Raw genomic sequence first — 22,404 nt, 5'->3', positions numbered from 1 at the left:
GTCACACCGGCGCGGGGTCAGCGCGCCGGTCGGGGCGTTGCCGGGTGATTACCGGCGTTGACCAGCTCTGCCACTGCCTCGCGAGGGCTCTTCTGCGTGACCAGGCCCTCGCCGACGAGGACCGCGTCGGCGCCCGCGGAGGCGTACCGGATCAGGTCGTGCGGCCCGCGGACGCCCGATTCGGCGATCTTGACGACGCTGCTGGGCAGGCCGGGCGCGATCCGCTCGAACACCGACCGGTCGACCTCCAGGGTACGCAGATCGCGGGCGTTCACCCCGATCACCTGCGCGCCGGCCTCCAGGGCACGGTCGGCCTCCTCCTCGTCGTGAACCTCGACGAGTGCCGTCATGCCCAGCGACTCGATCCGCTCCAACAGGCCCACCAGGGCGTTCTGTTCGAGCGCCGCGACGATCAGCAGGACCAGGTCGGCACCGTGGGCGCGCGCCTCGTGGATCTGGTAGCTGGAGACCACGAAGTCCTTGCGGAGCACCGGCACGGTGACCGCAGCCCGGACGGCCGCGAGGTCGTCGAGCGAGCCGCCGAACCAACGCCCCTCGGTCAGCACGCTGATCGCCCGCGCCCCGCCCGCCGCGTAGTCGACGGCCAGATCGGCCGGATCGGCGATCTCGGCAAGCCGGCCCCTCGACGGCGAGGAACGCTTCACCTCGGCGATGACCGCCACGCCGGGCTTACGCAGCGCCGCGTACGCGTCCAGCGGAGGCGGTGCCGCCGCTGCCAGTTCACGGATCCGCTCCAACGGAATCTGCTCCTGGCGTCGGGCGACATCTTCACGAACGCCAGCCAGGATCTCGTCCAGCACGCTAGCGGGCGCCGCCTGACCGGCCTCGTCCCCCTCCGCGTGCCCATGCTCAGCAGTCACCAACGGACTCCCCTCTCCGGGTGTCATGGGCCGATGCTAGGGGCAGCCGACCGACGCCGGGAGGCCGGGGTATGGCGCTGCTCACGAAAAGGCTTGCGGCATAATGGCCGACTTGCCGTGAACGGAATGTCACGCAACGCCACCTCCGCTTCGGCCACACCCTGGGACGGGAGCCCGGCGGCCCCGGTCGAACCGGGCCGACCCATCGATCATGCCATCGACGGCGGACGTCCGCCGCGCGACAACGACACCTGTCGATGCTGTGAGCGAACTCAAGGCCGAATGGCCCGTCCCAGGTCAGCACCGTGGCGAGACAGTTGACCGGGCGGTCACCCCGGCGAAACGTCAACCGGTCAGCATCGTCCTCGGGCAGACTCGATGGCGCACCTGCCCGACCGTCGCCAACTTCTCGTGCGGGGTGACCATGAGCATTGTCGAGCCGAACCAGAGCATCGGGTTGACCACCATCTCGCGGACCGTTGCGTCACTCGCCGTGAGCGTCGTGCACACCCTGGAACGGGCCGTCGTCGGCGAGGACCGGATGCGCACCGCCCGCGGCAACGCCTGGGAGGCGGTCTGCGCCGACCGGGCCCGCGCCGACCGACGCGCCGAACTGGACCGGCTGGTGGCCGAACTGGCCGCCGCCCGTGCCGCCGCCCGCCGCCAGCAAGAGCAGCGGGAGCACCAGCCCGTCGGCTGACACCCGCGCCGAAGTCGGTGTGGGCCTCGCTGACCGGCGACCCGCGACGAGGCCGCCTGACGCGCCGGTCGGTGCGTCGCGTCAGGTGGCCGTCGGATCCTCGCCCCGGTCCAGCGCGTCCCACGCCTCGGTGGTCCGCCTCCCGGCCATCGGGCCGGGACGCCCAGCCGCCTCAGGCTCACTCTCTGTAACGGTTCGCGTCGGTCGTTCGTACCGGGCACCCATCGCCGGCCAGCCTCCGCCCCGCAACGCGGTCCACCCACCGCCCACCGCGGCCAGCAGACCGCCGAGCAGACAGAGCGCCGGCCACTGCCTGCTCACCACACCACCGAGGTCGGCGACCAGCCCGTACCCACCGCCAGCAGCCACCGCCAGGCCCAGCACCCCCAGCAGGACACCCACCGCCCGGCGCAGCCAGCCCCGCGTGGCCAACACCGCGCCGCCACCCGCCAACGCGACCAGAGCCAACGCCGGCAGCCACGGCAGCAGCGCCGCCCCACTGCGGACATCACGCACCGCCGGCAACGGGGCCGGACGCGCCGTCACCTCCACCGACCAACTCCGGGTCGCCGCCCACAGCGCCAGCGCCGCGCCCACCAGACCGAACAGCACGGCGTACGTCAGCTGACGCCGACCCGTCGTCACCCCGCCCTCCGACCCCTCACCAACATCCGCCCCACTCATCGGGCCGACCTTTCGTTCGCGACTGCGGGGCTCCGCTGCGCTGCACTCCTCGCGCTCACCGGGCCGACCTTTCGTTCGCGACTGCGGGGCTCCGCTGCGCTGCACTCCTCGCGCTCATCGGGCCGACCTTTCGTTCGCGACTGCGGGGCTCCGCTGCGCTGCACTCCTCGCGCTCACCGGGCAGCCCGGAGCGTTTCGGCGGCGGCGATCGCCGCCAGCACTGCGGCGGCCTTCGCGCGGGTCTCCTGGTCCTCGGCGGCCGGATCCGAGTCGGCGACCACCCCAGCGCCCGCCTGCACGTACGCGCGGCCCTGGCGGATCAGCGCGGTACGGATGGCGATCGCCATGTCGAGGTCGCCGCCGAAGCCGAAGTAGCCGACAGTGCCGCCGTACACGCCACGCCGGACCGGCTCCAACTCCTCGATGATCTCCATGGCCCGCACCTTGGGAGCACCCGACAGAGTGCCGGCCGGGAAGGTCGCGGCGAGCGCGTCGAACGCCGAACGATCGTCACGCAGCGTGCCGATCACAGTCGAGACGATGTGCATCACGTGGCTGTACCGCTCGATGGTGGCGAACTCGGGCACCTCCACGCTGCCCGGCTCGCAGACCCGACCCAGGTCGTTGCGGCCCAGGTCGACGAGCATCACGTGCTCGGCCCGTTCCTTCGGGTCGGCGAGCAGTTCGGCGGCGAGCGCCGCGTCGGCGGCCGGGGTGCCACCGCGGGGCCGCGTACCGGCGATCGGGTGCAACAACGCCCGTCGTCGCCCGTCCGAGCCCGCGGTGACCTTCAGGTGCGCCTCCGGCGACGAGCCGACGATGTCGAACCCGTCGAAGCGCAGCAGGTACATGTACGGGCTGGGGTTGCTGGTGCGCAGCACCCGGTACACGTCCAGCGGATCGGCGTGCGTCTCCCGCTCGAACCGCTGCGACAGCACGATCTGGAAGCACTCACCGGCCCGGATCGCCTCCTTGGCCGCCTCCACCGCCTTCGGATAGCCACCCTCGGGCGTACGGCAGAGGACCTCGCCGGCCGGCGGACGCTCCACCGTGGAGATCATCGGCGGGATGGGTCGGGACAGTGCGGTGGTCATCGCGTCGAGCCGTCCCACCGCGTGGTGGTACGCGGCGGTGACCTGCTCGTCGCGGCCCGGAGTGCCCAGCGGTGGCAGCACCGCGTTGGCGACAAGGATCGCCGAGCCGTCGTAGTGGTCGAGCACCACCAGGTCGGTGGCGAGCATCATGCCCAACTCCGGCACACCGAGGTCGTCCTCGGTCAGCTCGGGCAGCCGCTCGAAGCGACGCACCAGGTCGTACCCCAGGTAGCCCACCATGCCCCCGGTCAGCGGCGGCATCCCGCTGGCCTCGTCGGCGACCGGGCCGGCAAGCGCCGCGACGGTCTCCCGCAGCACCCGCACCGGGTCACCCTCGGTGGGCAGCCCGGCCGGCGGCTGGCCGAGCCAGGTCGCCACGCCGTCGCGCTCGACGAGCGTGGCGCTGCTGCGCACGCCGATGAACGAGTACCGCGACCAGGCCATGCCGGCGGAGCCGACGCCCTGCTCGGCCGATTCGAGCAGGAACGTGCCGGGCCCACCGGCCAGCTTGCGGTAGACCCCGACCGGGGTCTCCGCGTCGGCCAGCAGCCGGCGCGTCACCGGCACCACCCGCCAGCGGGCCGCCAGCTCGGTGAAGGTGACCGGATCCGGGCTCACCGCGCCGTCGGTCATGGCTGAGCCTGCCTTTCGGTCGCGGTCGCGCCGACGCGCGTGGTCACAGCTCCTCCGGGCTGGTGACGGGCAGCTCCGTGAAGAAGCAGGTCCGCTGCCCGGTGTGACAGGCGGCACCCACCTGCTCCACGGTTACCAGCAGCGCATCGCCGTCGCAGTCCAGGGCGACCGAGCGGACGTACTGGTGGTGCCCGGAGGTGGCGCCCTTGACCCAGTATTCGCGCCGGCTGCGCGACCAGTAGGTGGCCCGGCCGGTGGTGAGGGTGCGGTGCAGCGCCTCGTCGTCCATCCAGGCGACCATCAGCACATCGCCGGAGTCGTGGGCGCGGACCACCGCGGCGACGAGGCCGTCGGCGTTGCGGCGCAACCGGGCCGCGATGGCCGGGTCGAGCTGGGAGGGCCGGGCCGGCACGGCAGCCGTCGGGCCGCTCGGATCGCTGGGTACGCCGGTCGGCGGCGCGTCAGGTACGGGCACAGTGACCCATTGTCCTGCACGCGCCGCGGACACGGGCGACGGCTCCCGCCCGGGGTGGGCTGGCTGGGCGAGCTGGGCGACGTAGCGGTCCAGCCGACCGTCGACCAGAGCGTCCGCCAGGTCGGTGCCGGTCGCCTCGGCGATCTCCTCGGCGTACGGGCGGATCAACGGCAGGGTGCCGGCCACCAGCCGTACGGCGGCGGTCCAGAGTTGCCCGGTGGTGCCAGGGCGCAGCCCGAGGCAGAGCAGCATGTCGTCCCGGTAGCCGGGCGGGGCGACCGGCAGTTCCAGGGCCGCCGCGAACGCCGCCCGTCGAGATGCCACCCGCACCGAGGGGTTCGCCGGGCGCAGCACCGACGGGCACAGTCGCGCCAGGTCGGCCACGGCGAGCCGGACGCCGAGGCGGTCGGCGGCGGCTCGCGCGGCGGCGGCCTTGCCGAGCATGGCGATCAGTTCCTCCAGCCGGGGCGGTTCGGCAGGTTGGCAGAGCACCGGCAGGTCGATGCGGGGCCGCCAGTGCGGGTCGGCCCAGAGCAGCCGGGCCGGCGTGGTGACCGGCAGTCCGAACGCCCAGTCGGCCGGCTCGCCGAGCCGGTGCACCCAGGAGCGGACGTCACGGGCGGCCACCGAGACGTGGGTGACGCGGCCGGCGGTCTCGGCCAGGTACGCGCGGCGGGCCGCGTACGGGGTGCCACCGACGAGCACGTCGAGGTCGACGTCGCTGTGGGCGGTGGCGGTCCGGCGGGCGTGACTGCCGCGCAGCAGGATGCCGACGACCGGCCGGTCGGCGGCCTGCCGCAACCGTGCGGCCCAGTCCTCAAGGAACCCGCTGTGCGGTAACGGAGCGTGACCCACCGCGCCATCGTGCCGCACGTCCGATCGGTGCGCAATGCCCGATGGCGGACCTGGTGTCCGGTCCGGAGCGTACTGCCCGTTCTTCCGTTGGGTGCGACGGGGCGCGTTGCGCGGCCTCGATATCTCATCTAGCGTTGAGTTCATCAAGTGTTGAATTCCATCGGAGGTGCGGGATGACCGACGCGATAGCGGTCCGTGACCTGGTGGTCGACAGGGGCGGCCGGCGGGTGCTGGACGGCATCAGCTGCACCGTTCCGCGCGGCGCCGTCACCGGGCTGCTCGGCCCCAGCGGCAGCGGCAAGACCACGTTCCTGCGCGCGGTGGTCGGCGTGCAGGTGGTCACCTCCGGGACGGTGACCGTGCTGGGCCAGCCGGCTGGTGCTCCCGCGCTGCGGCACCAGGTCGGCTACCTCACCCAGGCGCCGAGCGTCTACGCCGACCTGACCGTTCGGGAGAACGCCCGCTACTTCGCGGCCCTGCACGGACGCGGTCGCGCCGAGGCCGACCAGGCGGTCACCGACGTCGGGCTGGCCGAGGCCGCCGGTCAACTGGTCGCCACCCTCTCCGGCGGCCAGCGCAGCCGGGCCTCACTGGCCTGCGCCCTGGTCGGCGACCCGGAGCTGGTCATCCTCGACGAGCCGACAGTCGGTCAGGACCCGGTGCTGCGCGCCGACCTGTGGGCACGGTTCCACGCGATGGCCGCCGCCGGCACCACACTGCTGGTGTCCAGCCACGTGATGGACGAGGCGGCGCGCTGCGACAGGCTGCTGCTGATCCGCGCGGGGCGACTGATCGCCGACGACAGCCCGGACGCGGTCCGCGCGTCCGCCGGTGTGGACGACCTCGACGAGGCGTTCCTGCGGCTGATCCGCGCCGAGGAGGCCCGCTCCGGCCCGACGGAAACCACCGGCCGTACCTCGGGCACCGGACGGGAGGCGTCGTGAACCCGCGGATCCTGGCGGCCACCACCGGTCGCATCCTGCGCCAGCTCAGGCACGACCGGCGCACGATCGCGCTGCTCCTCGTGGTTCCGACCGCCCTGCTCACCCTCGTCTATTTCATGTACGTCGACCAGCCGACCCCGCCCGGTCAACCGTCCACCTTCGACAGGGTCGCGCTGGTGATGCTTGGCATCTTCCCCTTTGTGATCATGTTCCTGGTCACCAGCATCGCCATGCTCCGGGAACGCGCCTCCGGCACCCTGGAACGCCTGCTCACCACCCCGCTGGGCAAGCTCGACCTGCTCTTCGGGTACGGCATCGCGTTCGGGCTGGCCGCCGCCGTGCAGGCCACGGTCGCCGCTGCGGTGGCGTACTGGATCTTCGATCTGGAGACGGCAGGCAGCAGCGGTCTGGTGATCGGCATCGCTGTCGTCGACGCCGTGCTCGGTGTCGCCCTCGGCCTGCTCTGCAGCGCCTTCGCCCGCACCGAGTTCCAGGCAGTACAGTTCCTGCCGGTCGTGGTGATCCCCCAACTGCTGCTGTGCGGCCTGTTCGTGGCCCGTGACCAGATGGCCGGCTGGCTCCAGGCGCTCAGTAACGCCTTCCCCCTGTCGTACGCCGTCGAGGCGTTGCAGGAGGTCGGCGCGCACGCCGAACCGACCGGCACGATGTGGCGGGACGTGGCGGTGGTGCTCGGCGCTGTGGTGTTGGCGCTGGTGCTCGCGGCGGCCACCCTGCGCCGACGTACCGGCTGAGACCTGCGCGGCCGTACCGGCTGAGACCTGCGCGGCCGTGCGGCGGCTGCGCCTGTGAAACGAACGAAGGGCGACGATGGCGCGGCGAACCGGTCGGAGACCCGGCAACCCGGACACCCGGGAGGCGATCCTCGACGCGGCGCGCACGGCGTTCGCCGAGCGTGGCTTCGACGTCGCCTCGATCCGTGCCATCGCCAGCGCGGCGGGGGTCGACCCGGCGCTTGTGCATCACTACTTCGGCAGTAAGGACCAGCTGTTCCTCGCCGCGATGAACTTCCCGGTCGACCCCGGCCAGCTGGTACCGACGGTGCTCGCCGGCGACGAGGACGGCGTCGGCGAGCGACTGGTTCGCAACTTCCTCGGCGTGTGGGACTCCCCGGCCGGCAGTGCCGCGCAGGCGCTGCTGCGCTCCGCCGTGAGCAACGAGTGGACCGCCCGCCTGCTGCGCGAGTTCGTCACCACCCAGGTGCTGCGGCGGGTGCTGGAGCAGCTCGACGTCGACAGGGACGAGCTGCCGCTGCGCGGTTCCCTGGTGGCCACCCAGATGATCGGCCTGGCCCTGATGCGGCACGTCGTCCGGATGGAGCCGGTCGCCTCGGCGGACCCGGAGACCCTTGTCGCCGCCATCGGTCCGACCATCCAGCGGTACCTGACCGGGCCGTTGCCGACCTAGACAGGTCGCGGCGGTCACGGGGCCGCTCGTAGGCCGGTTCCGGCGGCTGGAGGCCGGCCCGATCAGCGGGGCGGACGGGCCTCGGCCCGGCGACGCAGCGTCGGAAGCAGCCCGTCCAGCTCGTCCGGGCCGGCCAGCGGACACGGGAAGGCCAACCGAATGCGACGCCGGGCGGCGGGACGGCCGAGGGCGACCACCAGGCCGTATCGATCGATGCGCACCACGCGCGGCGGCCCGTCCGGGGTCTGCTCGGTCAAACCGAGCTGCTGACGCAGGTAGTCGGTCAATTCGGCGGCGTCGCGGTCGGCGAGGTCGGCCAGGAGCAGCGCCTCGACCGGGTGCACCGGGTCCGGCTCCGCCTCGGCGTACTCCCCCGGGTCGATCCGCCGCACGACGCCCGCCTGCTCCCAGCGGACCTCGGCCACCTCGAAGCGGAACAGCCGGAAACGGGTCCCCACGTCGAGCAGGTCACCTGTCGGCTCGACAGCGGCGAAGTCGACGGCCGCTCGGCGCGCCTCGTCGCCGTGCAGTTCACCTGCCCAACCGGACACCCACGCCCGGCCCAACCCCGGAGCGCCGGCCGCCGGTGGCAGGTCGAGCACGTCGAGGACCACGGCGACCTCGGCGCTCCCGCCGTCTGGCTGCAACGCGGCGGCGAGGTGGCTGGCGACCGGCACCAGCAGCAGGACCCGCCCGTCGGGGTCGGTCACGTGCCGAGCGTGGTGCGGGCCCGGTCGGTGGGCCAGGTGGATGAGACCGGGCAGCCGACCGGCGACGAGAGTACGCACGGTCTCGGCGGGGCTGGGCCGCATAGGGAGACCCCCTTCGAAGGTTAGGCTTACCTAACCCGGAGCGTAGAGCACAGGGCCCACCACGTCCACCTGCCCCACGCAGGCGCCCCGCTACCTGGTCTGCTCCAGCCACGACGCGTACAGCAGGCCGTAGACCGAATCGGCATCCCGGACCAGCTCGTCATGGGAGCCGCGCTGCACGACCCGCCCCCGGTCCACCACGATCACCTCGTCGGCCGCCTGCGCCGTGGAGAGCCGGTGCGCGATCGCGAGCGTGGTACGACCCCGCGTCACGGCGTCCAGCGTCCGTTGCAAGCGCACCTCCGTCGCCGGGTCCACAGCGCTTGTCGCCTCGTCCAGCACCAGCAGATCCGGATCCGCCACGTACGCCCGGGCCAACGCCACCAACTGCCGCTCCCCGACGCTGAGCGCCTCACCACGCTCACCGACCGGGGTGTCCAGGCCCGCCGGCAGACCATCCAGCCAGTCCGCCAGGCCCAACTCGGTGAACGCCGCAGCGAGCTGCTCATCGGTCAACTCCGGCCGGGCGAACCGGACGTTGTCCCCCACCGTCGCGTCGAAGAGGAACCCGTCCTGCGGCACCATCACCACACGGGACCGCAGCGAATCGAACCGGACCTCCGACAGCGGCACCCCGGACAGCAGCACCGCACCCGACGACGGGTCCATCAACCGGGTGAGCAGCTTCGCGAACGTCGTCTTGCCGCTGCCGGTCTCCCCCACCACCGCCACGCGACTCTTCGCCGCGATCTCCAGATCGATGTCGTGCAGCACCGGCGGACCACCCGGATAGGCGAACCGCACCCCGGCGAACCGGATGTCCAACGGACCGCCCGGCAGATCCCGACCCTGCTCCCCCGGATCGGCCACGTCCGGAGCGACGTCCAGCACGTCCAACACCCGCCGCCAACCAGCGATCGCGTTCTGCGCCTCGTTCAACACCTCCGTGGCGATCTGCACCGGCTGGATGAACAACGTCACCAGGAACAGGAACGCCGTCAACTGGCCGATCGACAGCGTGCCGTCCACCCCCAGCGTCACCCCGAGCACCACCACGCCGGCCAGCGCCACACCGGCCGCCAACTCACCCACCGAGCTGCCCACGATGCTGATCCGGATCGCCCGCTGCTGCGCCACACGCTGGCTGTCGATGGCGTCGTCCAACCGCCGCGCCGTACGCCCCGCGATGCCGTACGCCCGGATCACCGGCGCGCCCACCACACTCTCGCCGATCGCGCCCAGCAACGTGCCGGTGCGCTGACGCACCGTCGCGTACGCCGCGCCGAGGCGACGCTGCAACTGCCGGATGATGAACACCGCCGGCAGGAACGCCACCAACACCACAAGCGTCAACTGCCAGGAGTACGCCAGCATGACGGCCGTCGTGACCACCAACTGCCCCAGATTGACGAGCAGGATCACCCCGCCCCACTGGAGGAACTGGGTGATCTGGTCGACGTCACTCGTCACCCGGGACACCAACGAACCGCGCCGCTCCGACTGCTGGTGCAGCATCGACAGGTCATGCACGTGCCGGAACGCCCGCGTCCGCACGTTCGCCAACGCCGTCTCGCTGACAGTGAACAGCCGCCGCATCATCAGGTAACCGCAGAGCGTGGTGACCACCAGAATCGCCGCGGTGATCGCCACCACCGACCAGATCACGGTCAGGTTCAGGCCACCGACGATGCCCCGGTCGATGCCCTGCTGCACCGCGACAGGCACCGCCACCCGGCCCACCATGTAGACCAACGCCAGAGCCAGCGTGCCAGCCAACCCCGTCCGCAGCTCCGGCGACAACGCCAACCCACGCCGCAACGTCTGCCAGGTCGTCTCTGACCTCGCCGCCCGCTCATCCGTCTGCGCGCTCACCGGGCTGGCCTTTCGTTCGCGACTGCGGGGCTCCGCTGCGCTGCACTCCTCGCGCTCACCGGGTCGACCTTTCGTTCGCGACTGCGGGGCTCCGCTGCGCTGCACTCCTCGCGCTCACCGGGCTGGCCTCTCGTTCGCGACTGCGGGGCTCCGCTGCGCTGCACTCCTCGCGCTCACCGGGTCGACCTTTCGTTTTCGATCTCCAAGCCCGACGGCAGCGGCGCCACCTCGTCGTACGTGCGCTCCTGCGCCCGTTCGACCTCCGCCTGCTCGTACGCGGTCACCAGATCCGCGTACCCGGGGACCGTGCCCAGCAACTCGGTGTGCGTGCCCCGGGCCACCACCCGGCCCTGCTCGACGTAGATCACCTCGTCGGCCAGTGCGATGGTCGCCCGGCGGTACGCGACGACGAGGATCGACGCCACCGGCGCTCCCGGCTCGCCCGCCGACGAGCGCAGACCCGCCAGGATTGCCGCCTCCACCCGGGGGTCCACCGCGCTCGTCGCGTCGTCGAGCACCAGCAGACGTGGGCTCCCCGCCAGCGCGCGGGCCAACGTGAGCCGCTGCCGCTGCCCGCCGGACAGCGAGGTGCCGCGCTCGCCGACCATCGTGTCGAGCCCGTTGGGCAGCGCCGCGACGAAACCGTCCGCCTCGGCCAGCCGCAACGCCGCCCAGACCACCTCGTCGTCGATGCCCGGCCGGTCGAGGGCGATGTTGGCCCGTACGGTGTCGTCGAAGACGAACGGCACCTGCGCGACAAGGGCGACGGTGCTCGCCAGCGAGGCGGCGGTCAGGTCCCGCACGTCCACACCGTCCAGCTCCACGGTGCCGGAGTCCGGGTCGACGAGACGCACCGCCAGCGAGGCGATTGTGGACTTACCGGCGCCGGTCGGCCCGACCAGAGCCACCGTGCGGCCGGCCGGCACCGTGAACCCGACAGCGCCGAGCACCTTCGCGCCGGTCTGGTGCGCCTCCGCCGGCGGGTACGAGAAGTGCACATCCGTGAAGGTGAGCGTGGCCGGGCCGGAGGTGGCCGGATCGAGCACGCGGGATCCGTACGGCATCTCGCCGGTGGCGTCGAGCACCCGGCGGACCCGGTCCCAGCCGGCGACGCTGCGCGGCAGTTCGGCAAGCACCCAGCCGATGGCCCGCACCGGGAACGCCAGCACTGTGAAGAGGAAGGCCACACTGACCAGCTCGGTCACACTGATCGCGCCCTGGCGCAGCCGGAACGCCCCGACCACAAGGACCGCCAGGGTGCCGAGGCTGGGCAGGGTCTCCAGCAGTGGATCGAAGACGCCCCGCAGGCGGCCGACCGCGATCAGCGCGTCCCGCAACTCTCCGGCGCGACCTGCGAACCGTGTGGTCTCCTGCGCCTCGCGGCCCATCGTCTTGACCACGAGCGCGCCGTCGAAGCTCTCGTGGGCGATCTCGCTGACCTCGGCGCGCAGCCGCTGCGCCCGGGCCTGCCGGGGCGCCATCCGGCGGGAATAGACCACGTTGAGCGCGAACAGCGCGGGAAAGACCGCGAGGCCGACCAGTGCGAGCGCCCAGTCGGTGGCGAACAGGGAGACGATCGCGCCGACAAGCATCACCAACGTGCCGACGGCGAACGGCAGTGGCGCGATCGGATACCAGGCCGCCTCCACATCGGAGTTGGCGTTGGACAGCAGGGTGCCTGTGGCGTTGCGGTGGTGCCACGACAGCGGCAGGTCCAGGTACCGGCGGGTGACCCGCCGACGGTAGGCCGCCTGGAGGCGGTACTGCATGTAGCCGGCGCCGAGCCGACGCCCGAAGATCCCCACGACCCGCAGCACACTGATGCCGAAGAGCGCCACGGCGGCCAGCGCCAGCGTGCCGGTCGCCACCTCGCCGCTGGCGATGGCCGGCACCACCACGTCACCGACAACCGCGCCCACCACGAACGCGCTGGCGATGACCATTCCGCCGAACAGCACGCTGCCGAGCACTGCCACCGCAAAAATGCGTGGCTGTTCCCGGATGGCCTGCCGGAGGACTCCCAGCCCCCGGCCGAGTACGTCCCGACTTGTTCCGCTCGCCACGCTCTCCCCCGCCGTAAGCCACAATTATCTCCCTCATCCTTACCGGTAGCCACCGACACCGACGACCCGGACCGGATATGTCGACAGTCACGCACCGGGCGGCGCACCAGGCGCTGAGCTGCTCGACGGGCGGCGCACGGCATCCGGGCCTACGATCGGGCCATGCCGCGATACGCCCGAGCCGAGCGCCAGTCGCTGGCCGATCTCCTGCTGGCCCTCGGGCCGGACGCGCCGACGATCAACGAGGGCTGGGCGACCCGCGACCTCGCCGCGCACCTGGTGCTACGGGAGCGCCGACCGGACGCGGCCGGCGGGCTCCTGCTGCCGCCGCTTCGCGCGTACGCCGAGCGGGTCCGCCTCCAGATCGCGGCCCGGCCGTACCCGGAACTGGTGACGCAGGTGCGTCGACCGCCGGTGTGGAGCCCGGTCAGCAACCCGTTGACCGACGAGTTGGTCAACACGGTGGAGTTCTTCATCCACCACGAGGACGTGCGGCGGGCGGCGCCGGGGTGGCAGCCGCGCGAGTTGTCCAGTGGCCTGGAGGCCACGCTCTGGAAGCGGGCAGCCCCTCTGGCCCGCATGAGGCTGCGCCGTTTCCCCGCTGACCTGTACGTCCAGGCGCCCGGCTACGGCGAGATCTCCACCGGCCGCGGTGGCGAGCCGCTGCGGTTGGTGGGTGCCCCGGGCGAGCTGACGCTTTTCCTCTCCGGGCGGCAGCGGGTGGCCCGTGTTCAGCTGGACGGACCGGCGTCGTCGGCGCAGCAACTGCGCAACGCCAGCCTGGGTATGTGACCGTCTGTACTGAATCGGTCACGAAACTTCCACGGAATTACGCACGCGGGAGCGATGCGGAACGATACCTCCTCCCGTACGCTTCAGCGCGCCGTTCCGCGCCGGGGCGGCATGAAGTGGGGGCGGAGCATGCGCAGTTTCGCGATTTCGGCGCTACGGGAACCTTCCTTTGTGGGAGGGCGCCATAAGGCCACGGATCGGGTGGCGGACGAGAGCGTCAAGTGGGCGCGAACGTTCGGGCTGGTCGATTCCGGACATAGAGTTAGCCGATTGCAACAGGCGGATGCCGCCGGCCTAGCCGGCCGGGCCTGCCCAGACGGACCAGTGGAGGGAGTCCGACTTCTCACCGACCTGATCTCCTGGCTCTTCGTCATGGATGACGCCTGCGACGAGGACGGTCTCGGGACCGACCCGGGCCGCTTGGCGCCGGCCATCGGGGCGCTCCTCGACGTGCTGGATCAGTGCGGTGATCCGGCCGCACGACCGCCGACCGAGGCGGGCCCGCTGGGCGCTGCACTGCACGACCTGTGCCGCCGGACCCGGGCACAGGGCCGCTCGGCGCTGCTGCTGCGGTTCGTCAGCCAGTTGCGGGAGTATCTGCTGGCGCTGCTCTGGGAGGCGACCAACCGGGAGCGCCAACGGGTCCCCGGGGTCACCGAGTACGTCCAGTTGCGGCGGCACATCGGCGGCGTCCACCCCTGCCTCACCCTGACCGACCTGGCGTCGGGTCGACCGCCGGGGCCGACACGACGTGCCGATCCGGCGCTGACCGCCCTGGATCTGCTGGCCGTGGACCTGATCTGCTGGTGCAACGACCTGTTCTCCTACGGCAAGGAGAGCCGGGCAGACCCGGACGCGCACAATCTGGTGACCGTGATCGCCCAGGAGGGCGGCCTGGACGAGGCGGACGCGTTGCGGGCCGCCGCGGACCGCTTCAACCGAGGGCTGGCGGCGTACCTGGACGCGGAGGAGGCGCTGCTGGCCAGCGGTGACGACGCACTGCACGAGCCGCTCGCCTCCCGACGCAACTGGGTTCGTGCCACCTACGACTGGTCAGTCATGGCTGCCCGGTACGCCTGATCGTCGGTACCGGTTGGTGGGACGGGGACAGCCGGATGATCTCCAGGGCTAGCCGATGCCTGGTGAGAGGCAATACTCTTCGGTAACCGTTATGACGTGACGCCCGTCACGCCACCACCCCCGAAGGCGGCTACAGCGATGGCTCTCGATGTACCGTACCGCTCCATCCCGGACATGTTCCTCAAGCGCGTGGCAGCGACCCCCGACCGCCACGCCTTCGCGTCCCCACTGCCCGACGACTCGGGCCCGAACTGGCTGACCTGGGAGCAGGTCGGTCAGCGCGCCAAGGCGGTCGCCGCCGGCCTGCACGCGCTCGGCGTCGGCCAGGAGGATCCGGTCGCGATCCTCGCCAACACCCGGCTCGACTGGGTGATCGCCGACCTCGGCATCATGTGTGCCGGCGGGGCGACCACCACCGTCTATCCGACCACCGAGCCGGGAGACGCGACGTTCATCATCGCGGACTCCGGCTCGCGGGTGCTCTTCGCGGAGAACCCCGCCCAGGCGGCCAAGATCGCGGGTGCTGACCTGCCCGCACTGACCCACGTGGTGCTCTTCGACGGTGCCGCCGACCCCGCCGCTGCGGTGCCGCAGCTCACCCTCGCCGAGTTGGAGCAGCGCGGCGAAGCCGCGTTGGCCGCCGAGCCGGATCTGATCGACATGCTGGTGGCCGGCATCGGCCCGGACCACCTGGCCACCCTGATCTACACCTCCGGCACCACAGGCCAACCCAAGGGCGTCGAGCTGCTGCACGGCGGCTGGTGCTGGGAGGCCGTGGCGCAGGCCGAGGTGGGGCTGCTGCGCGACGACGATCTCCAGTACCTGTGGCTGCCACTGGCCCACTCGTTCGGCAAGACCCTGCTCTGCGGCGCCATCCACGTCGGGCTGCCCACCTACGTCGACGGGCGGGTGGACAAGCTGGTCGACCTCCTGGCGGTGATCCGCCCGACGCTGATGTGCGGCGCTCCCCGGGTGTTCGAGAAGGTCTACAACAAGGCGGTGACCACCGCGCAGGGCGCTGGCGGCGCGAAGGCGAAGATCTTCGCCTGGGGCGTCCGGGTCGGCAAGGAGAAGGTGGCCCTGGAACAGGCCGGCAAGCCGGTGCCCGGCGGGCTCAAGCTGCGCTACGGGCTGGCCGAGAAGCTGGTGTTCAGCAAGCTCCAGGCCCGCCTGGGCGGCCGGATGCGCGTGCTCGTCTCCGGTGCCGCTCCGCTCAGCCCGGAGATCGCCACCTTCTTCGCCGCCGCCAACCTGCCGATCTCCGAGGGCTACGGCCTGACCGAGACCAGCGCCGGCAACTTCGTCAACCCGCCGTCGGGGCTGCGGATCGGCACCGTGGGCCGGGCGATGGGCGACCTGGAGTGCCGGATCGACTCCGACGGCGAGATCCTGGTGCGTGGTCGGCCGGTGATGCGCGGCTACCACAACCTGCCGGAGGAGACCGCCGCCGCGTTCACCGAGGACGGCTTCTTCCGTACCGGCGACATCGGCACCCTCGACGAGCAGGGCTACCTGCGGATCACCGACCGCAAGAAGGACCTGGTCAAGACCTCGGGCGGCAAGTACATCGCGCCGTCGCACATCGAGGGCATGTTCAAGGCGATCTGCCCGTACACCTCGCAGGCGGTCGTCGTCGGGCAGGCCCGCAACTTCTGCACCATGCTTGTCACGCTGGACCCGGACGCGATCCAGGGCTGGGTCGCCGGCGGCCCGCTCGAGGGTCGCAGCTACACCGAGATCGTGACCTCGCAGGAGGCACAGACGATGGTCGAGGAGTACGTCGCCCAGCTCAACGCGAAGCTCAACCGCTGGGAGACGATCAAGAAGGTGGCGATCCTGCCGCGCGACCTGACAATCGAGGACGGCGAGATCACCCCGTCGCTCAAGATCAAGCGGCGTGGAGTGGAGAGCAACTTCTCCGCCGAGATCGACAAGATGTACGCCGGCACCCTCGCCGAGCTCTGATCCCACCGAGGGTCCCGTGTCCCGGCTGCCCGCCGGCACGGGGCCCTCACAGGTGGTGACGCCGCCACCTCGACTGTTCCTCCTCAGCGGCGAGCTGCTCCGCCAGCGCCACCCGCCGGACCCCTCGTCGGTGATGGGCGTCCACGATCGTCTGCGCCAACACGGCCAGCGAGGTCGCCACGGCCAGCACGGCCAACGCGACCATCTCCGGCAGCGAACCGGCCACCGGCACCAGCACGAACAGCAACGCGATTCCGCCGATCGTGGGCCAGCGGCGAGAGGCGAGCATCCGCCGGCCGAGCACGGCGAGCGCGAGCAGGTAGAGCGCGACCCCGCCGTAGAGCGCCAGCAGGTCGAAGCTCGGCAACGGAACGCCCCAGCTCGGCGTGTTGGGATCGGCGGCCTCGTGGATGAGCCCCTTGAGTCCGAGCGCGAACAGGATGATCCCGGCGATGACCGGCAGGTGCAGGTAGGTGTAGGTGTCCCGGGCGAGAGTGGCACGGGCGACCGGGTCGCGGGTCCGGTGCAGGGCCTGTTCCATACCGAGCGCCAGGGTGTCGAAGTACGCCCACCACAGCGTCGCGGCCACCGCCACGCCGAGCACCGCGGCGATCAGCGCCGGCCAGGTCAACGGCAGACCGGCGCCGCCGCCCGGAGAGAACCCGAGCGCGATGATGGCCTCGCCGAGGGCGATCAAGACGATCTGGCCGTGCCGCTCCGCCCAGTGCCCGGCGGAGACCACCGTCCACCCGCTGCCGCCCAACAACAGCCCAGCCCCGTACTCCACGCCCAGGGCCGCGAGCCAGAGCACCAGCCGGGCCGACCCCTCGCCCGCTCCGTCGAAAAGCCGCTGCGGCAGCAGCGCGGCGGCGACGATGAGCGACGTGGCCAGCAGCGGCGGCAGGACGAGCAGCAGCCAGCGTTGACGCACGTCCTGGTTCCGGCGACCGAGCCAGATGAAGATCGACGTCTCGCTCACCCGGACCAGGAAGTAGCCGGCCGCGAAGACCAGCGGGCCGTACAGCCCGCCCGAACGGTCGACGAACGCCTTCGGCAGGCTCAGCGCCAGCACGAATGCGGCGGCCATTGTGGCGAAGCCGATCAGCGGGACGATGCCCTGGTCGGTCCGGATCAGGTTTCCCAGCACGGCGAACCCCGTCCAGCACCACCAGAGCAGCGCCAGCACCACCAGGCACTGGACGAGGCCGCGGACTGTCGGATTTTCGGCGGTTACGGTGGTCACGTTCAGGAAGGCGAAGACGAAGATCAGGTCGTAGAAGAGTTCGAGGTGGGTTGCCCGGGAGCCCGGTGCGCTCCGCTGGACCCCACGCGCCCCCGCACCCACGTCCACCAGGGGATTGTGGCAGCCGCAGTCGGGCCGAAGGCACGTTCCGGCGAACCGCCGCGATGCCCGCTCACCCTGCCTCGGGCGGTCCGCGACGAGACGGGAGCGGTTCGGGACGCTGGCCCTGCGGTCGGCCGGTCGGTCGCGACAGCGGCGGCTCAGGCGATGACGGCGGGCTCCCGCCAGCGTTGTCGGCCGGCGCGGTCCAGGTCGTAGCGGACCGCAGCGAGCCGCCCCACGGCCTCCACCAGGTCGGCGGCGGGCAGTGTGAACGGCAGCCGCAGGAACCGTTCCAACGTGCCGTCGAGACCGAACCGGGGGCCCGGTGCCAACCGGACTCCGACCTCCTCGGCGGCCCGGGCCAGCGCGCTGGAGACCGGACCGTCCAGCTCGGCCCACAACGTGACGCCGCCGCGCGGAACGTTCACCCGCCAGTCCGGAAGCCGGTGCGCCAGTGCGCCGAGCAACGCGTCGCGCTGGGCGGCGAGCTGGACCCGACGCTCCGCGACGATCGTCGCCGCGTCGGCGAGCAGGTGTACGGCGACCAGTTGGTCGAGCACCGGGCTGGACATGTCCACGCCGACCCGGACGGCGGCCAGTCGCTGCACCTGCGGAGCGGAGGCGCGGACCCAGCCGATCCGCAGGCCACCCCAGTACGGCTTGCTCATCCCGCCGATGCTCACCACCCGGGAGTGCCTGTCGAACGCGGCCACCGGCGGGGGCAGCTCGGTGCCGCCCAACGGCAGGTCCACAAAGGACTCGTCGACGATCAGGTCAGTGCCGACGGCGTGGGCGACGGCAGCCACCTGCTCGCGCAGCGCGGCCGGCATCAGATGCCCTGTCGGGTTCTGGAACTCCGGGATCAGGTAGGCCAGCTTGGGCCGGGTCTGCCGCAGGCTGCCCAGCAGCAGGTCGGGCTCCCAGCCGCCGGCGTCGACGGACAGCCCGTGGGTGGTGATCCGGGCTCGCCGGCCGGACAGGGCGGCGAGCGCGTTGGGGTAGGTAGGTGACTCGACAAGCACGCTCCCGCCGGGTGGCAGGGCGAGCCGCAGCACCAGGTCCAGGGCGTGCTGGGTGCCGCTGGTGACCATGATCTGGTCGGCCGAGGTGGGCAGGCCGCGGGCGGTGTAGCCGTCGGCCACCGCCTCGCGCAGCTCGATGATCCCGGTCGGGTGGTAGCCGGCGCCGCCCAGATAGCGGGGCAGATCCTCGGTGGCGGCGCGGGCCGCGTCGAGCAGTTGCGGCGGCGCGGCGAGCGCGGCGACACCGAGGTCGATCATGTCCCGGTCGTCCACAGGTGTCCACAGCCCGGTGCTCGCGACGCGGTGGTTGGCGGGCAGCATCGTCCAGCTGCCGGCGCCCCGGCGGCTGGCCAGGTGCCCGGTCTCGCGCAACTCCCGGTACGCGGCCGTGACAGTGGTACGGCTGATCCGCAGCGCCTCGGCCAGCTCCCGTTCGGCAGGGAGGCGGACGCCCAGCGGCAGCCGGGCGTCGGCGAGCAGGCCGCGTACGGAAGCGGCCAGAGCGGCGTAGTCGGGGCAGCGGCGGCGGCCCGGCAGGGCGTGCCACTGCCCGAGCAGTCGGGCCAATTGGACGCCTCGCACCTGACCTGACATGGCCACTCCTCGAATATTGGCCTCTTCCGTCGGGAGGATTGGCCCCTAGGGTGGCATGCATGGCACTGATTGGCAATCTGCGGCATCGGCCGGTGCGGCGGCTCATCCAGCTCTACGTCGGGCTCGTCCTCTACGGGGTCAGCATGGCCCTGATGATCCGCTCGGGTCTGGGCCTCAACCCCTGGGACGTGTTCCACCAGGGGCTGTCCGAGCTGACCGGGCTCTCCTTCGGCACTGTCACCATCATCGTCGGGACCCTGGTGCTGCTGCTCTGGATCCCGCTGCGGCAGCGACCCGGCCTGGGCACGGTCAGCAACGTGGTGGTGATCGGCCTCGTCGTGGATGCCACATTGGCCCTGATGCCGGACGGTGGACCGTTGGCCTCGCGGATCGCGCTGCTGATCACCGGGATCATCGGTAACGGCGCCGCGACCGCCCTCTACCTCGGCGCAAACCTGGGCCCTGGCCCCCGCGACGGGCTGATGACCGGGATGGTGGCCCGCCGGCCAGGTTTGTCGGTCCGGCTGGTGCGCACCGCCATCGAGGTCACTGTGCTCGCGCTGGGCTGGCTGCTCGGCGGCACTGTCGGCGTGGGCACCGTCGCCTACGCGCTGGCCATCGGGCCGCTCGCGCAACTGTTCATCCCGCTGTTCGCGGTACCCGCGCCGAGCCGGCCCGATGCCGTGCGGCCCGCTACTGAAGGTGTCGAACCTGTCGCGCCGACCGGCTGAGCCTCACCGACGGTTCACGGGCCGGCACGCCACGGTGGTGTAATAGCGCACTATCGACTGTGGGTGTTCCCTTCCGCGACGCTCGCCGTCATCATCTCTGCATGGGGGAGAACGGTTGGCGTTGGTCGGACGCCTGGATCTTCGTGTCGCTGGTGATCGCGAGCGGGGCCGGGCGCCACCGTCGGTCGGCGACCAGCCGCCGGCCCGAGGGCGTCCGGCTGGCCGATGTTCTGTCCACAGCCGATCACCTCAACCGGGCGATCCCTGAGCGGCACGAGGTGGAGGCCGCCGTCCAGCGGCTTGTGGGCTCCGGGCTGGTTACCGTGGCCGACGGCTGGTTCCGGATCACCGCCGAGGGCGAGCAACTCTGGCGTACCCGGCCGCGCGCCGGGGTGGCGACAATGGTGGACACGGTGCAGGGTGTGCTGAGCCGCCGACGCGCGCCCGGTCACGCCGACTGGAGCCTGGACGAGGCTGATCACGCGGCGGCCGTGCAGGAGTACGCCGTCCGCTCGATCCCCACGCCCCGCCGGTCACCGGAGGGGCACACCGGCGGCCACTGACCGGGCTCAGCGCACCGGGTGACCGCTGCGGCGCAGCGCGTCCTTGACCTCGGCCACCGTCAGCTCACCGAAGTGGAAGACACTGGCGGCGAGCACCGCGTCCGCACCAGCCCCGATCGCCGGCGCGAAGTGCGCCACCTCACCGGCGCCGCCACTGGCCACCACCGGCACGTCCACCACGGCCCGCACTGCGGCGATCAGTTCCAGGTCGAAGCCCGCCTTGGTGCCGTCGGCGTCCATCGAGTTGAGCAGGATCTCCCCCGCGCCCAGCTCGGCGCCCCGCCGCGCCCAGTCCACGGCGTCGATGCCGGTGCCGCGTCGACCGCCGTGCGTAGTGACCTCGAAGCCGCTGGGCGTGGCACCGGGCGAGGCGCGGCGCACGTCCAGGGAGAGCACGAGCACCTGCCGGCCGAACCGGTCGGCGATCTCGGCGATCAGCTCCGGTCGGGCGATGGCGGCGGTGTTCACGCCGACCTTGTCGGCGCCCGCGCGCAGCAGCGTGTCGACGTCGGCGACCTGCCGGACCCCGCCACCCACAGTCAGCGGGATGAAGACCGACTCGGCGGTGCGGCGGACCACGTCGAGCATGGTGCCCCGGTCGCTGGAGGACGCCGTGACGTCGAGGAAGGTCAGCTCGTCCGCGCCGGCCCGGTCATAGGCGGCAGCCAGCTCCACAGGGTCACCGGCATCGCGCAGGTCGAGGAAGTTGACCCCCTTGACCACCCGTCCGGCGTCCACGTCCAGACACGGGATCACCCGTACCGCCACCGTCATGCCGCAAGCCTATCCTCCGCCCACGCGACGGCGGCCGGCCCATTCGGGCCGGCCGCCGTTAAGAGGTCCCTGTCACAGACGAACGAGCATCTTGCCGAGGTTCTCCCCCCGCAGCAGGCCGAGGAACGCAGCCGGGGCGTTGTCGATGCCTTCGATGATCGTCTCGTCGTAGGAGAGCTGGCCCTCGCGCAGCCAGCCCGCGACGTCGCGGACGAACTCCTCGCGCAGGTGTCCGTGATCGTTCACCAGGAAGCCCCGCAGTGTGAGCCGCTTGCCGATGACCATCGCCAGGTTGCGCGGCGCGGCCGGCGGCTCGGTGTCGTTGTACTGCGCGATCATGCCGCAGATGGCGACCCGACCGTGCAGGTTCAGCGCCGAGATCGCCGCCTCCAGGTGATCGCCACCGACGTTGTCGAAGTAGACGTCGATGCCGTCCGGGGCGGCCTCGCGCAGCGATTCGCGGACCGGCCCGTCGTGGTAGTCGAACGCGGCGTCGAAGCCCAGCGCCTTCAGCCGCTGCACCTTGGCGGCCGTACCGGCGCTGCCTACCACCCGGCCGGCGCCCTTGAGCTTGGCGATCTGGCCGACCAGGCTGCCCACCGAACCAGCGGCGGCGGAGACGAAGACCGTTTCGCCGGGCTTCATCGCCGCGACCTCAAGCAGACCGGCGTACGCGGTCAGGCCTGTCATGCCCAGCACGCTGAGGTACGCGCTGACGGGCGCGAGGCTCGGGTCGACCTTGCGGGCGGAGGTGGCGCCGAGCACCGCGTACTCCCGCCAGCCCAGGTTGTGCAGGACGGTGTCGCCGACGGCGACGTCGGGCGCCTCGCTTGCCACCACCTCACCGATCGCGCCGCCGTCGAGTGGCGCGTCGAGGGCGAACGGCGGCACGTACGACTTGACGTCGTTCATCCGTCCCCGCATGTACGGGTCGACGGACATGTACTGGTTGCGGACCACGATCTGGCCCGGGCCGGGCGTCGGCACGTCGGTCTCGACGAGCCGGAACGTGTCCTCGGTGGGCCAGCCCTGGGGGCGGCTGGCCAGGTGGATCTCGCGGTTGGTGGTCATCTGGTGGTAGTCCTCTCGTCCGCGGTGGG

At 71.8% G+C, this 22,404-nt stretch carries 20 protein-coding genes and 1 pseudogene; 9 read left to right on the top strand and 12 right to left on the bottom strand.

Features of this window, described 5'->3' with window-relative positions; genetic code table 11:
- Positions 1-17: 17 nt before the first annotated feature.
- Entirely contained in the window at positions 18-821 is an 804-nt protein-coding gene (gene trpC, locus ADK66_RS21740; protein WP_197281607.1) for an indole-3-glycerol phosphate synthase TrpC, read from the bottom strand.
- Between the two features lie 484 nt (positions 822-1,305).
- Between trpC and ADK66_RS21735 the strand changes: the two genes are divergently transcribed.
- Entirely contained in the window at positions 1,306-1,581 is a 276-nt protein-coding gene (locus tag ADK66_RS21735) for a hypothetical protein (RefSeq protein WP_053658355.1), read from the top strand.
- Positions 1,582-1,662: 81 nt separating this feature from the next.
- On the opposite strand, the gene ADK66_RS21730 is transcribed toward ADK66_RS21735, so the two are convergent.
- From ADK66_RS21730 to ADK66_RS32740, 4 genes and pseudogenes are all read right to left on the bottom strand, one after another.
- Positions 1,663-2,265 carry a Trp biosynthesis-associated membrane protein gene (locus ADK66_RS21730; protein ID WP_053658167.1) on the bottom strand — a complete coding sequence of 201 codons (603 nt, stop codon included), beginning with the start codon at positions 2,263-2,265 and terminating at the stop codon, positions 1,663-1,665.
- A 173-nt stretch (positions 2,266-2,438) separates the two neighbouring features.
- Complete coding sequence (locus ADK66_RS21725; protein ID WP_053658165.1) at positions 2,439-3,992, bottom strand: anthranilate synthase component I; 1,554 nt, start codon at positions 3,990-3,992, stop codon at positions 2,439-2,441.
- A gap of 43 nt (positions 3,993-4,035) precedes the next feature.
- Positions 4,036-4,467: a phosphoribosyl-AMP cyclohydrolase gene (gene hisI / locus ADK66_RS32745; protein WP_053658353.1), complete on the bottom strand. Its 432-nt coding sequence runs from the start codon at positions 4,465-4,467 to the stop codon at positions 4,036-4,038.
- A 168-nt stretch (positions 4,468-4,635) separates the two neighbouring features.
- Positions 4,636-5,466: pseudogene (locus tag ADK66_RS32740) on the bottom strand (hypothetical protein); the annotation flags it as partial.
- 29 nt (positions 5,467-5,495) lie between these two features.
- Between ADK66_RS32740 and ADK66_RS21715 the strand changes: the two are divergent.
- From ADK66_RS21715 to ADK66_RS21705, 3 genes are all read left to right on the top strand, one after another.
- The gene (locus ADK66_RS21715; protein WP_053658163.1) at positions 5,496-6,266 is read left to right on the top strand and encodes an ABC transporter ATP-binding protein; all 771 of its coding nucleotides are present in this window, start codon (positions 5,496-5,498) and stop codon (positions 6,264-6,266) included.
- The gene (locus ADK66_RS21710) at positions 6,263-7,018 is read left to right on the top strand and encodes an ABC transporter permease (protein ID WP_053658160.1); all 756 of its coding nucleotides are present in this window, start codon (positions 6,263-6,265) and stop codon (positions 7,016-7,018) included. Before ADK66_RS21715 ends, ADK66_RS21710 begins: the two co-directional genes overlap by 4 nt.
- A 76-nt stretch (positions 7,019-7,094) precedes the next feature.
- Positions 7,095-7,691 (top strand): TetR family transcriptional regulator, encoded by a 597-nt coding sequence (locus ADK66_RS21705; protein ID WP_053658158.1) that lies wholly within the window; start codon positions 7,095-7,097, stop codon positions 7,689-7,691.
- Between the two features lie 62 nt (positions 7,692-7,753).
- Here the strand turns inward: ADK66_RS21705 and ADK66_RS21700 are convergent, their stop codons facing one another.
- From ADK66_RS21700 to ADK66_RS21690, 3 genes are all read right to left on the bottom strand, one after another.
- Positions 7,754-8,503 (bottom strand): hypothetical protein, encoded by a 750-nt coding sequence (locus tag ADK66_RS21700; protein ID WP_053658156.1) that lies wholly within the window; start codon positions 8,501-8,503, stop codon positions 7,754-7,756.
- 90 nt (positions 8,504-8,593) lie between these two features.
- The gene (locus ADK66_RS21695; protein WP_053658154.1) at positions 8,594-10,375 is read right to left on the bottom strand and encodes an ABC transporter ATP-binding protein; all 1,782 of its coding nucleotides are present in this window, start codon (positions 10,373-10,375) and stop codon (positions 8,594-8,596) included.
- A 173-nt stretch (positions 10,376-10,548) separates the two neighbouring features.
- Entirely contained in the window at positions 10,549-12,438 is a 1,890-nt protein-coding gene (locus ADK66_RS21690) for an ABC transporter ATP-binding protein (protein WP_053658152.1), read from the bottom strand.
- Positions 12,439-12,600: 162 nt separating this feature from the next.
- Here ADK66_RS21690 and ADK66_RS21685 point away from each other — a divergent pair, with 162 nt between their 5' ends.
- The 3 genes from ADK66_RS21685 (at position 12,601) to ADK66_RS21675 (ending at position 16,275) form a co-directional block, all read left to right on the top strand.
- The gene (locus ADK66_RS21685; protein WP_053658150.1) at positions 12,601-13,230 is read left to right on the top strand and encodes a TIGR03085 family metal-binding protein; all 630 of its coding nucleotides are present in this window, start codon (positions 12,601-12,603) and stop codon (positions 13,228-13,230) included.
- Positions 13,231-13,500: 270 nt separating this feature from the next.
- Positions 13,501-14,310: a terpene synthase gene (locus ADK66_RS21680; RefSeq protein ID WP_231640120.1), complete on the top strand. Its 810-nt coding sequence runs from the start codon at positions 13,501-13,503 to the stop codon at positions 14,308-14,310.
- A 138-nt stretch (positions 14,311-14,448) separates the two neighbouring features.
- Complete coding sequence (locus ADK66_RS21675) at positions 14,449-16,275, top strand: long-chain fatty acid--CoA ligase (RefSeq protein WP_053658146.1); 1,827 nt, start codon at positions 14,449-14,451, stop codon at positions 16,273-16,275.
- Between the two features lie 46 nt (positions 16,276-16,321).
- Here ADK66_RS21675 and ADK66_RS21670 read toward each other — a convergent pair whose 3' ends face one another.
- Together ADK66_RS21670 and ADK66_RS21665 are read right to left on the bottom strand one after the other, a co-directional pair.
- On the bottom strand, positions 16,322-17,626 hold the full coding sequence (locus ADK66_RS21670) for a low temperature requirement protein A (RefSeq protein WP_231640119.1): 1,305 nt from the start codon (positions 17,624-17,626) through the stop codon (positions 16,322-16,324).
- A 152-nt stretch (positions 17,627-17,778) separates the two neighbouring features.
- Positions 17,779-19,236 (bottom strand): PLP-dependent aminotransferase family protein, encoded by a 1,458-nt coding sequence (locus tag ADK66_RS21665; RefSeq protein ID WP_053658144.1) that lies wholly within the window; start codon positions 19,234-19,236, stop codon positions 17,779-17,781.
- A 59-nt stretch (positions 19,237-19,295) separates the two neighbouring features.
- Here ADK66_RS21665 and ADK66_RS21660 point away from each other — a divergent pair, with 59 nt between their 5' ends.
- A complete protein-coding gene (locus ADK66_RS21660; protein ID WP_053658142.1) occupies positions 19,296-19,967 on the top strand; it encodes a YitT family protein in 672 nt (223 codons plus the stop codon).
- 101 nt (positions 19,968-20,068) lie between these two features.
- Positions 20,069-20,530 carry a hypothetical protein gene (locus ADK66_RS21655; protein WP_053658140.1) on the top strand — a complete coding sequence of 154 codons (462 nt, stop codon included), beginning with the start codon at positions 20,069-20,071 and terminating at the stop codon, positions 20,528-20,530.
- Positions 20,531-20,536: 6 nt separating this feature from the next.
- Here the strand turns inward: ADK66_RS21655 and hisF are convergent, their stop codons facing one another.
- Positions 20,537-21,304 carry an imidazole glycerol phosphate synthase subunit HisF gene (gene hisF / locus ADK66_RS21650; protein ID WP_053658138.1) on the bottom strand — a complete coding sequence of 256 codons (768 nt, stop codon included), beginning with the start codon at positions 21,302-21,304 and terminating at the stop codon, positions 20,537-20,539.
- Positions 21,305-21,376: 72 nt separating this feature from the next.
- Positions 21,377-22,375 carry an NADP-dependent oxidoreductase gene (locus ADK66_RS21645; protein ID WP_053658136.1) on the bottom strand — a complete coding sequence of 333 codons (999 nt, stop codon included), beginning with the start codon at positions 22,373-22,375 and terminating at the stop codon, positions 21,377-21,379.
- Positions 22,376-22,404 lie beyond the last annotated feature (29 nt).

Origin of the sequence: Micromonospora sp. NRRL B-16802, from assembly GCF_001279555.1 — a bacterium.
GTDB lineage: Bacteria > Actinomycetota > Actinomycetes > Mycobacteriales > Micromonosporaceae > Micromonospora > Micromonospora profundi.
The sequence above is the reverse complement of the archived record's forward strand: the minus strand, read 5'-3'. Positions and strand labels throughout refer to the sequence as shown.